Genomic DNA, 12,314 nt, shown 5'->3' with positions numbered 1-12,314 from the left:
CGAAAAATTATTCAAAAAATCAAGCAAAAAATCCTAAGCTTGAAAGTTTATTAACATGATAAAATAAAAATCTAAATATATTTGTTATTTAAAAAGCAGACGTGAATTTTAATGGATTTGATAGTAGTTAAATTCGGAGGCATGTCTCTGGGAGACGGATTAAGAATAAAAAATGCTGCAAAGTCAGTGGTGAATGAGTATATGAAAGGCAATCAAATCGCAGTAGTGGCATCAGCAGCCAACAAGACTGTCGAGGAATTGATTGAAGCCGATTTAAGCGACAGGCAAAAGGCGGAAATCATGGCCATGGGCGAGCTGACCAGCGCAAGGTTGTTTTCATCAGCCATTGAATCACTGGGAGTGAAATCCGAATTTATAGATCCATATAATGAATTATGGCCAATAATGACCGATTCAAATTTATTGAACGCCAAAATTGATTTAAAAACCACCAATAAAAAAGCCGGAGGAATTAAGGAACTCCTGAATCAGGGCATAGTCCCAGTCATCTGCGGATTTTTAGGCAAAGACCCGGACGGAGAAATCACCACTCTCGAAATGGGTGGAAGCGACATTACAACATTTTTAATGGGACGTTACCTGAAAGCCAGTGAAGTAATCTTCGTCACAGATGTGGATGGAGTGATGTCAACCGATCCTGAAAAAATCGAAGATGCAGAACTTTTAAGTGAAATCAGCGCCGAGGAATTGGTTGATTTGACAGCTTTAAGCGTTCAAGTTATCCATCCCCGCGCATTGGCATATAAAGATCCGTCAATATCAGCCAAAATCATTAATTCCAAATACAATGATTTAAGCGTGAACGGCACGCGCATTACAGGACCTTCTGACGATAATTCCTTTAAATCCGTGACCCTATATGAAAATCCCGTTTCGCTTATAGCTGTTGTCGGTGCCGGAATTCCTGAAAAGTCCGTGCGTTTGGCAAAAGTGACTTCCAGTTTGGCTGAAAACGACATCAACATATTGGGCATTTCCGCCGGACACGATTCATTGACCGTATTTGTTGAAAAAGCACAGTCCGATAAGGCATATCACATATTGCACAATGTAGTGATTGAAAATAATAGCTTTAGTTCATTATCATTGGGTGATGACGCCTCCATGATTATTATTGCAGGCTCAAATTTCGCCGGCGAAACGCAGGGAATCATTTCAGATATTACAGAAGAGCTGCAGAAAAACGGCATCAGGATAATTGAGATTTCATCTTCCCAAACGACAATAATATTGTATGTGGATTCGGAAAACGGCAAAAAAGCTGCGGATTTGCTTAGTGAAGTTTTTGAGGAATAATTGTAATGGCAACTCTTTTTAGATATTAAAATGGAAGAATTTATTAATATCATAATAAAAATAAGATTCAATAGCAAAAATCTATTTTTATAAATTTATAATCGAAAATAACTCCAATGAGTCAAATTTAAAAATCATGATGTTTTACCAACAAAGAAATTGGATGTCGCTATTGTACGTGAAACGGGTTTTCAGAGAAGTTTATTAGAAATTAAAAAATTTCAGGAAAAGAGAAAAAAAGAATATAAAAACCCATTAGATGTATGCCAATGTCCAATACCTCCACTAGAGCAGATAGAGCCAATGCATCCAAATAGAAAGTTTTTAATAAATCTAAATTGTAATGTAATGCTACACCATTAACAGTTTATTTATTACATATAAATTAATGTATTTTTTAAATAAAGCTTTAGACGCACACATTTGCTTTGAAAACAATAATTATGCTTTTTTATGTAACAATACATAATGAATATGAAAAAAGGATAATTTAAATAATAATACCATATACTCTTTTTAACCAATCAGAACCGAATTTGGAGTTATGATGATTAAAGTAACACCATGATGATTAACGGAGCGTAAACAAATTTTAAATAAAATATTTTTAATATTGATTACAATTTGTAATTTTAATTTAAATATTATTATTAATTAAAGTTAATATTACTTCAATATTTCCCTAGTTAACATAATTAAAATTAATTTTAATCAATCGATTATTTTATTATTTTATATTAATATTATTTATTACCATAAATAATATTTAGATAATAATACTTTTTCATCAATTTTATAATACTTATAACATTAAATTAATAATATTACTTTAACGATTAATTATTTTATATTTTTTAGTGATAAAATAGATAATTTTAAATAGTCCAATAATAATAACTTATTGTAAGAATAATTTTAAAAATTAAAAAAAGGAGGAAGGAAAATGACTCTAAAATTAAGATTTTTTGATATAGGTCATGGATGTTCAGTTTTAATTGAAACAGAAACCGTGAAAATTTTATTTGATTTGGGAATGTGTGAAAATAAGAATCCCTTAGATTATGTAAATGGTAATTTATACTGTTTAATTATTAGCCATCCACATTTAGACCACATTAGTGGACTTGCAGAAATGGACGATAGAAAACCAAAAACCATTTTACGGAATAAATCTATCCCAAAAAAATTAATTGAAGAATCAAGAGATTCATCGGATAATCCTAATGCAATTAAAGCATTTAACCAATATTTAAAACTTGATAAAGACTATAACAAGCCCACACCCCACGAAATAAGCATAACGAATACAGACTATAATGGCGGAGTGACTTTTACTAGTTTCAAACCCGAACATGAAGCGAATGATTTGAATTATTATAGCCTTACAGTTTTTATGGAGCATGAAGGAGTTAAAGTATTATTAATGGGAGACAATACTTTATCAAATATTGAAGAATTGTTAGCTAATGACGAATTTAAGAAACATACTGAAGACATTGATATCTTTTTAGCACCCCATCACGGTCGTGAATCCTGTTATAGTGTGGAACTAATGAATCATCTTAAACCTAAGATTACAATAATTTCTGATGGAAGTGATGATAGTGATAATAGTGCAGTTGATAGATATAATTCAAAATCAAAAGGCAGAACAATAATTGAAAAAGGTAAACCCAAACTTAGAAAATGCTTAACAACACGAAATGATGGAGACATCTTTGTTGAAATTAAAGACGGAGATTCCGTAATTAAATGTTAATTGGCGATATTTATGGGAAACATAGATGATTTAAAAGATTATGATGATAAATTGATTTATTTTATAATATTCAATATATCATTATTCCTTTTAATAAATTATAATTTTAAAACAATTGTAGATTGTTATGGAATAATTTCATTATTCCTCTCAGTCCCTGTGCTTTATTTACCTGTGTATCTACTTAATAATATTATTCCTGCAGATTGGAAATTTTGGATATTGTATTATAATAAAAACCCCCATAGATTTGCTTCGGATATTTTTACTAGATTAAGGCAGGGAAAAATAAAGTATAATAAAAAAGATATTGATTTAAATTTGATTTTTAAGAATTATCGAACCCCCAATGATTCTTTTGAGGAGGATTCGCTTTGGTATGAAATTTATCAAAAAAATAGATATGATCCTAAAGTATATCAACAACATAAACTATTTTTGCTGAGCAGGGATTTTACAGCCATCATACTGCCATTGACAATGCTATTTTCCATTGTTGTATACTATCTAGGCATATCTTTAGACAATATTTTTATTTTTCTGGGAATATCTTTAATTGAAATAGTTATATTTAGATATATTGCAATTAAACAAAATGAAAAGTTTGCATTATCCGTTTTGCAAGAAGAAACATATTCTTTAAAGGAGGAAAAAAATGGAAACATTGAATATTAAAATTTTTGATTTAAATCGTGGCAATTCAGTATTTATAAAAACTTCAAATGATAGAACAATTCTTTTTGATATTGGTGGAGACATTCCCGTTGATTATCTTTATGAAAATAACATTGATTTAGATTGTTTGATTATATCTCATCCCCACAAAGATCATATTAAAGGCCTATTAAAGTTGGATGAATATAATATGTGCCCTAGGATATTTGTGGGAAATAAATATTTCCCTGATGAGTTATATGAAAATTTATTATCTAATGCATCTGATGATGACAAAAAAATATATGAAAAATATATGGCCATGGTTAATTTTTATAATGCGCCCATTTCTAAAGAATTAAAATTCGAAAATCCAAATAATTGGGGAGGTTTAGAATTCCTCACATACTGTCCTAAGGAAAAAAATAACTCAGAAGTAAATTATTATAGTTTAGCATTATTAATCAAGTTTTACGATGCTAAAATATTGTTAATGGGAGACAATGACTTAAATAACATATCTGAAATAAAGGATGATGAAGACTATATGGAATTAAAACATGTTGATATTTTACTCGCACCACACCATGGGCTCGATTCTTATTTCGATTTGGAATTTGTATCCCATCTAAACCCATTATTAACAATAATTTCAGATAAATCTGATGAAAGTAGTGCAAGAGAAAAATATTATAATAAAACAAGAGGATTAATTGTTGGTGGCGAACAGAGACGGTGTTTAACTACTCGCAATGATGGAGATATTTTTGTGGATTATTATCATGATGATGAAGGAACATTTATCCATGTTCATCTTGATGAGGAAATCTCAGAAGATAAAGTTGGAATTAAAATTAATGAACTTTGATAAAGTTTTATTTTGTCAAATAAAAAGTTAAATAATACTGTTGAATCAAACCCTCAAGTTTAAATATAAAACTGAATAATTGAAAAAGAATGAAAGTATTAATTCAATTGATTAGATATAAACGCATAAAAAGATTAAGAAGTGATAAATATAATAGATAATAATAAAGTAATAGAAAATATTGATTTAAACAACATTTAGAACATGATGAAAGATGTGATTCAGATGATTTTAAGAAAAAGATAGAGTTGGGTTTATTTTCATATGTTAATAATGTTATGCATATAAAAGGAAGTAGATTAGTTTTGGTGGTTGGAGTTTTGTCTTTATTAACCTTTGTTTCTATTGTTTATAATATTAATCCAAACTTGGAAATTTTTATTAATCCTAAAAAATATGTCTTTAATATTTCATCAATTTCTTTAGCATATTTTTCAGTTTTAATAGCTATTGCAGCATTATTTCATTCATCTGAAATGACAGCATATGCTATGAAATATGAAAAGAGTAAAAATAGTTCTATCCGCCTATTTAATATTGTTCGTTATATTTCTCCTATTTTTTCTCCAGAAACCAAACTAAAATTATTAAATTATATTTTAGATGATACATTTCATGATAAAGAATTTGAAGAATTTTTAGTTAAATGGAAGACTGTACCTATGAAAATAAATGGAGTTGTTGAAGAGGATATAGGATTTCTTGATAATTTAATAATATTTAAAAGAGATTATGAGTTATATTATCTGCCTGAAAAATTATTGTTAGAATTGAGATATATTTTACGTTCTAAAAATGAGCTTAATCAAAATGATATTAATACTATATTGAAAGTGATTAAAAAACATGTGAAAAAGGAGTTTAATATAAAGTTATAGTTTTTTTATTGAATATATGTTTGTTAATGATTATTGAAGTTTTATTTCATTATTTTTAAAAGTAATATCGATAATTTCATTTTTTTTACTACTTTACGCGGTTAATATTGGTAAAGTAATAAATTAAGAAAACCCGTTATTGATTTAATTAGGCCATTCTTATATTCATTTTTATTAAACTAACGATTAATTTTAAGAAATTTAACAATTTTAAAAACTATTTTACATAATTAATCTTCCAATAGACCATAATCCTATCTCTAATCAGAATAAATTCTAGATTCTTCAATAAATGTTTTAAAAATATCAAATAAGTTATTCCAAGCAATTTCAACATTATAATAGTCAATAAGATAAGGAATATTGCCTAAACAATAATACATTTTTGCAAAGAACCTATCTGAAAAATAAACATTAGTGGTAATTGAATTGTGTATTATTAAAAGCAGATCTTCTTTAATAACCTCATCATCATATATCTTAAATAAATCTGGATAGGTCAAGCAATCATGATTCCCATTTTGTAATTTAGCTAAATCTAAATGTGTTATTCCTTCAGATTTAATCACATCAAAATCATCTCTTTTCAAATATCCTCTTTCTAGAATTGTTTTATCGGAATCATCGTATATTATATCGTCATCATTATACTCTTCATACAATATGTCATTTTCTTCAAAAAATTCTAGACATTCATTAGGAACATTATAAACATTTAATTTAAGGAACTTAAGATATCGTAATAACTTATTTTTATAATTTGACTTTAAGATATTTTTAACATTATTGAAATCTATTTCTCGTCCTGAATTAAATTTAAAGAAATTCTTAAAAACAATTTTTTCTGGAAATTTATTAATTTTATCTTCATCCAGATAACCAATTTGTGAGTCAAAATCTAAATCATAGGCATTTAATAAACTTTCAATTCTATCTGATGTCTTTTCTGATAAATAATCCAAACTTAAATGACTAATTCCTTTTCCTGATTTGTTCATAGTATTTAAAATTAAATTTATAGAATCTTCTTCAGGAATACATCCATGTTTTTCAAAAATCAATAATGCAGTATCCATTGTTTCAACACTATAATCTTTATGAAATGAATACATATTAAAATATTTAAAGATTTCAGAGTAATCAAAATCTATTTTTAAAGTGTTATTAAATCTTAAATAGCCCAATAATCCAACATATAAATCACAACTCATCTTATTTAAATTATTCACAATGTATTCGGAAAGTGTGGATTTTGAATAAATATTCTCATCTCCTAAATGTCCGCACTGATATATTCTCAATTTAGCACCATTCATTATATTCTGTGCGGGTATTGTGCGAATTTTTAATTCATCTAAAATTTTATCAAATTTCATCTCATCAGACCAATTCCAAGATTTTTTAACAAAATTATCAATGAACGGATAATATTTGGAGTGTTCGCACTTATTAATCCATATATATGCTAAATAATCTTCAAGTAAGCTATAATTAAATTCACAACGAATAATCTCTTCAATAACATTTTCATCTGCAAATTCACAATAATCCCCATAAAATATATCTTCAATACCCCATTCTCTATTTAATTCACCAATTAATCGTTCTTTATCATAATATTTGGTTTCCAATAATTTTTCAAAAGAATATAACTTATCCTCTTTATAATATTGATATAAACTCCACATCACACCATTACTATAAATATCACACTCCCCATATCCTTTCCAATCAGCATATCTAAAAATTTGATAAAATAAACTGAAATCACCAAAATAATCCTCCCTATCAACAATCATATAAATTAGGATAAAAGAATAATATTGATAAATATTTAAAGTATTTGGATAATCTTTCAATATTTTTCTTAGATTTAAATAAAAAATTTTCACAGATTCAAAATCAAAATTACTGCTTAATTCTTTAAAAGTTTCAAAGTTTGAATATCTCCTTAAAACTTCTTTAATGAATTCTTCATCTTTAAAATCAATTGCATGAAATCTAGATAGATATTCAATATTTATTGACAAAATATTTTCCTTAATACACTCCAATATTTCATCATTCACATTTAAATTGATTCTTAAATAATTATTAAAACTATCATGGAATAAATTTAACCGATTCATTTCTAAGTTAAATAAATAAGGATGCTCATTTATAAATTCTAAAAGATTCTCAGCATTATCTTCATTCAACAAACTTGAAATCTCCTCTTTTAAAACATAAGCTGGAATGGTTAAAAATATCTTTAATAAATTTCTATATCTAATATTCTCTGTAATCTTTTCATAATAATCATTAATTGATTCTATTTTCACTGAGTATTCGGATAAATTCCCTCCATTTTTTATATGTTCAGCAAGATAATATATGATAATGGGATAACCATCTGAAACATCATATATTTTCTCATAATAATCTTTTAATAAAGGATATTCTTCATTTAAATAGTAATCTGTTTCATCTTTAAACCAATTCCTTATTAAATGCATATTTTTAATTTCGTCATAATTTCTTAGAGGTCTTGAAAAAATTATAGTTCGTGTATTATGCAAAGATTCAATGAAATTTATAAAGAATCCAAACTGGTCTTCTCTATAATTTTCAACATGATCTAATCCATCAATAATTAATATTTTATCTGTTTCTTCCAATTTTTTGATGATTTCATATTTCGAATGCAAAGAAGAATTTTCAAATAGTTCATAAGATATATTTTGCAAAAAATTATTAAAAACTAATCTAACGTCTTTGTAAATATCTTCATTTCCTATATGGAATCTATAAATAAGTAAATTTTCATATTTGTCCTCAAACTCACATACTAAATGACTTTTTCCAATTCCCGGAGGTCCAATACACCAATGAACTCCTTTTTTTATATTTTTTTCATCTGGAATTTTTCTTAAAAGAATAGTTTTTTGATTTAGTTTTACGGGATAAATATTATACGGAGGTAAATTTTTTTCATGAAATTCAAATTTGCCATTGTGTAGTTTATCATAAACTAGATTCTGAACTGATTCTTTTCGATGAATATCAGAATAAGACCCAATTTGATTTTCTGAATTTTCTATTGTTAATGGTACAAAATACACAGAATCAATAAGTTTAGCTTTTATTCCTAAAATTTCGTTATCACATTCAAAATTTGATTGGAAAACAACAATATTAATATCTTCGGCATTGAAAGGTATATCTTTATAGCCCTTAATTTTTACTTTATTGTCTTGAATAGAAACGTTATCTATATTAAAATTTTCATAATCTTTTACGTGAATATAATACTCATTATTGTCCACATCTTTTAAAATTATATCATCAAATTTAGTAGTTTTTGAATCTTTTCTACTAATTTCAGCATCAATATAAGTAATTTTATTAGCCAAATCCATTTTGTATACAAAGTTAAGGTAAACCCATTTTTGATAACCATAACCTTTAAAAGCATTTCTTGTAGCGGCAGTTCCCATAAATAAAAATTAATTTATAAGGTTAAATAGATTGTGTTAGATTTCAACATAATTATTTAAATAAAATTTATTAGAGTTATATTATGGATGAATATGATTTATTAGTTAAAAAAGGAAACATTGGAATTTATAATAGTTGTGAAGTAACTGAATTAGTTATTATGGAATCAGATAAAATTTATAATTTATATACTATTTGTGTTTTTCAAGAAAAAAATGTGAATCCTGAAAAACATAAGTATAACAGAGGCTTCTGCAATAAGATAAAAATTGATGATAAACATTACATTGGCATTTTTCAATATGAATTAAAATTAACAGAAATTAAAGAGAATTTTAAAAAACTTATTAAGGAATATAAATGGATTTCTAATCGTGAAGGAGAGTATTCCATTAAGGATAAAGATTTAAGAAGACTTAATAAACAATTCATCCCAACTATTGAGGAAAATAGGTTGAATCATATTTTGAAAAATAACTTTTATTCTGGCTCATACATTTTAGAATTTTTCGATGAAAAAAAGCATTTTGAGTTTCTCACGAAAGATGAAGAACAATTTGAAAAAATATCTAAAAAAATTAACAAACATCTTCCTATAAATTTATTTAAAGTAAGGGATAGATTAGGGAACTTTATTTTTCAGTTCCCAGTTAATATTGTAAATATTAAAACAAAAGTCGCATCAGATTCATGGGATTCTCTAAATTTTAATTTACACTGGCATCCTTTAATTAAGGATAAATATCCTGACTGCATTTTAGAAGTTGATTCATTATTAGATAATAACCATATCGGAAATGCTTTTGAAGAATATAGTAAAAATGATTCACAAGTTGTTTTAACAGGAAATGTTGATTCCTTGGTAAATGTAAAAATTTGGAGAAAAAATCCAAAATTAATATTATATTATGATTCTAGTTATTATACAAAATCAATTGGAGTTTCCATCTCAATTGGTGGTTTAAATGTAAGATATTTCATGAATGATGATGAAAAAGTGTTTATTAATTTATATTCAAAAGATTTCGAGTCATCAGTTGAAAATCAAAAATATTATCAATATATTGAAAATTCAATGGGTATTAAGGAAAAAGAATTGCTTGAAAAAACATTATCATTTAAACAATATACTCCATTTAAGGATAAACTGGAAGGGATTGGCGATTTAAGAAGATTGATTCGGGAAAATGGTAACAATGGAGTATATTTATGGGATCCATTTTTAAGCTTCAAAGATATTGTTAACACGTTATTTTACTGCCCTTATGAGAGTGTTGCTTTGAAAGCTTTAGGATCCAAAAAATTAAATAAAGATGAATTGAATAATCAAAAAAATTTATTTTCAAATTTGAATAGTAATTTTAAAGGTTTAAATTTAGAATTTAGGATTCAAGAAAGTAAAAAGGCACATGATCGTTTTTTAATATTCCCAGGTAATTCTAAAAAATATGAACAGCCAAAAGTTTATTCACTTGGAACATCTCTAAATTCATTTGGACGAAATTATCATATATTACAAGAAGTTTTGCATCCTCAAGCAGTTGTTATTGTATTTGATAAAATTTGGGAAGAATCAAAGGAGAATTCAATATGGAAATATCCAGAATAATAAATAATTTAGAAGATTTCAATCAAGTTTCATCAGATAATGAGTTAGATTTGATTATTGAAGATTTATCTAAATTTTCTTATAAAGATTATATTTATATCGAATATGTTGGAAATAGTGAAAATTTAGATGTGCGTGAGTTATTAAGAAAATTAATAAATAAAATAGAGGATACATTTAAGGAAGACTCAATCGAGAAAAAAGTAGCTATTATTAAATCAATTATTTCAATATTTCAAAAAGGGCTTAATGAAATTAATTTAAGTTATTTTTTCGTATTTTTGTATGCCAATAGTCGAATAAATTTACCTATTGGGGAATTAGTTAATAAATATAATTTAAATGAAGGATTTAATGAAATTCTTATAAAAATATCTGAAATTTTAAATAATGTTAAAATTCATGTTACTGATGAAGCTTTATCTATGTATTTTGATAAATTCAATGCTCTTAATGAGGAAGAAACTTTAATTACTTCAATAATAGAAATAGATTTTGAAAAATATAATCCATTAATTAGAAATAATAAATTTTTATTGCCGAATCATTTTTATCAAATGATTGAAGTATTGCAAAAATATAATTTTGAGTTATTTAAAAAGTTATTAACTTCAAATAATGTATTTTCTTTGGTTTTAATTGTAAAATGCATGTCTTTTAATCAAATAACTTCATTTTTCGTAAATCATGATGAAATTAAAGAAAAAACATTACTTTGTTTTTTAATGAAATTTTTAAGAGCATCTTCGGATGATATTGAGAACTACTACAATATGGTTGTCGAAATGTGTATCCGATTATATCAATTGAATAAAACTCTCTTTATTGAATTAATGGATATTTTTATGTATAATGAATTTTTCAATGGAGTGATGGGGGCGATGTTTTGTAAACTATCTAAAGAAGATCTTAACATTTTAATTGAACCAATTCCATTGAATGATAATGTTAAGTTAATTGATGTTAGGATAAAAATGTTAAATGAATGCTATGAATGTGAGAATTCTGAATATATTTTTGAGTTAATTTATAAAAAATGGGAAAATTATCTTTTAAATTCTTTTAATGAGAAAAATAAGGCTTTGAATATTCTTTGTACAGATTTTTGTAATTTTATCATTGCTTATTATTTCCATAAATATGATAATGATAAGTTATTAGATTCAATGAAAGAGTTATTTGATAAGCTTAAAAACTTGGATAGTGAATGGTCATATAATATTATACATCATAGGAATAAATTTTTTGTATACTACTCTAAATTATTTATTTTCAGCGCCCTTTATGAATTTAATAAGATGAATGATGATGAAATTAAAGTGTATTATAACGAATTTTATGAGAGTTATGTTTTGTTTAAAAAATTTTTAGATAATAAAAAAGAAAACTTTTTAGATAGGATTGAAGAGAATTTGTTGGGAAATAATAGTTTTAAACTTAAATATAAATAAAATAAATATTTAAATATTCAATCGGATGTAAAAATTACGATGATTCCAGATACAATGTTTTACAGTCACTGATGATGGAATAAATTCATATTTAACATCAGATAATCCTCTGAATACAAAACTTTCACGAAGAAAAATTTTATTTTTCTTATGTTTCCCACAGGTCATGTTTACAAAATCATCTTGCTTTCAATTCTTATTTCATTTATTCCATCTTTTAACATGACTTCGCACCTTTTTTCTTAAATGAAATTCATTAACCTTGTTTAATATTGTTAATTGAATTTTTGAGAAATTATTT

9 protein-coding genes are annotated in these 12,314 nt (G+C 25.7%); 8 read left to right on the top strand and 1 reads right to left on the bottom strand.

The genetic code is table 11. The annotated features are described in order from the left end of the window. Positions 1–111: 111 nt before the first annotated feature. The 6 genes from F3G70_RS02215 (at position 112) to F3G70_RS02190 (ending at position 5,476) form a co-directional block, all read left to right on the top strand. Entirely contained in the window at positions 112–1,317 is a 1,206-nt protein-coding gene (locus F3G70_RS02215; RefSeq protein ID WP_149731092.1) for an aspartate kinase, read from the top strand. Between the two features lie 159 nt (positions 1,318–1,476). Next, positions 1,477–1,680, top strand: coding sequence for a hypothetical protein (locus F3G70_RS12225; protein ID WP_149731091.1), 204 nt, complete (start codon positions 1,477–1,479; stop codon positions 1,678–1,680). A gap of 580 nt (positions 1,681–2,260) precedes the next feature. Next, on the top strand, positions 2,261–3,076 hold the full coding sequence (locus F3G70_RS02205; protein ID WP_149731090.1) for a ComEC/Rec2 family competence protein: 816 nt from the start codon (positions 2,261–2,263) through the stop codon (positions 3,074–3,076). 12 nt (positions 3,077–3,088) lie between these two features. Further along, positions 3,089–3,751 (top strand): hypothetical protein, encoded by a 663-nt coding sequence (locus F3G70_RS02200; RefSeq protein WP_149731089.1) that lies wholly within the window; start codon positions 3,089–3,091, stop codon positions 3,749–3,751. Next, the gene (locus F3G70_RS02195) at positions 3,732–4,598 is read left to right on the top strand and encodes a ComEC/Rec2 family competence protein (protein WP_149731088.1); all 867 of its coding nucleotides are present in this window, start codon (positions 3,732–3,734) and stop codon (positions 4,596–4,598) included. Before F3G70_RS02200 ends, F3G70_RS02195 begins: the two co-directional genes overlap by 20 nt. Positions 4,599–4,876: 278 nt before the next feature. Further along, positions 4,877–5,476 carry a hypothetical protein gene (locus F3G70_RS02190; RefSeq protein WP_188118034.1) on the top strand — a complete coding sequence of 200 codons (600 nt, stop codon included), beginning with the start codon at positions 4,877–4,879 and terminating at the stop codon, positions 5,474–5,476. Between the two features lie 260 nt (positions 5,477–5,736). On the opposite strand, the gene F3G70_RS02185 is transcribed toward F3G70_RS02190, so the two are convergent. Then, positions 5,737–8,952 (bottom strand): hypothetical protein, encoded by a 3,216-nt coding sequence (locus tag F3G70_RS02185; RefSeq protein WP_149731086.1) that lies wholly within the window; start codon positions 8,950–8,952, stop codon positions 5,737–5,739. 83 nt (positions 8,953–9,035) lie between these two features. On the opposite strand from F3G70_RS02185, the gene F3G70_RS02180 reads away from it, so the two are divergent. Together F3G70_RS02180 and F3G70_RS02175 are read left to right on the top strand one after the other, a co-directional pair. Then, positions 9,036–10,562: a VPA1262 family N-terminal domain-containing protein gene (locus F3G70_RS02180; RefSeq protein ID WP_149731085.1), complete on the top strand. Its 1,527-nt coding sequence runs from the start codon at positions 9,036–9,038 to the stop codon at positions 10,560–10,562. Next, complete coding sequence (locus F3G70_RS02175) at positions 10,544–12,013, top strand: hypothetical protein (protein ID WP_149731084.1); 1,470 nt, start codon at positions 10,544–10,546, stop codon at positions 12,011–12,013. Before F3G70_RS02180 ends, F3G70_RS02175 begins: the two co-directional genes overlap by 19 nt. The last annotated feature ends 301 nt before the right edge of the window (positions 12,014–12,314 follow it).

The organism is Methanobrevibacter millerae (assembly GCF_900103415.1).
GTDB lineage: Archaea > Methanobacteriota > Methanobacteria > Methanobacteriales > Methanobacteriaceae > Methanocatella > Methanocatella millerae.
Note: the sequence above shows the minus strand (reverse complement) of the source record. Positions and strands in the feature narration are given on the sequence as shown.

Coding starts and splice junctions, on each gene's coding strand:
- F3G70_RS02190 (WP_188118034.1), top strand. CDS start 4,877: ATGCATATAAAAGGAAGTAGATTAGTTTTGGTGGTTGGAGTTTTGTCT.
- F3G70_RS02215 (WP_149731092.1), top strand. CDS start 112: ATGGATTTGATAGTAGTTAAATTCGGAGGCATGTCTCTGGGAGACGGA.
- F3G70_RS02185 (WP_149731086.1), bottom strand. CDS start 8,952: ATGGGAACTGCCGCTACAAGAAATGCTTTTAAAGGTTATGGTTATCAA.
- F3G70_RS02195 (WP_149731088.1), top strand. CDS start 3,732: ATGGAAACATTGAATATTAAAATTTTTGATTTAAATCGTGGCAATTCA.
- F3G70_RS02205 (WP_149731090.1), top strand. CDS start 2,261: ATGACTCTAAAATTAAGATTTTTTGATATAGGTCATGGATGTTCAGTT.
- F3G70_RS02180 (WP_149731085.1), top strand. CDS start 9,036: ATGGATGAATATGATTTATTAGTTAAAAAAGGAAACATTGGAATTTAT.
- F3G70_RS02200 (WP_149731089.1), top strand. CDS start 3,089: ATGGGAAACATAGATGATTTAAAAGATTATGATGATAAATTGATTTAT.
- F3G70_RS02175 (WP_149731084.1), top strand. CDS start 10,544: ATGGAAATATCCAGAATAATAAATAATTTAGAAGATTTCAATCAAGTT.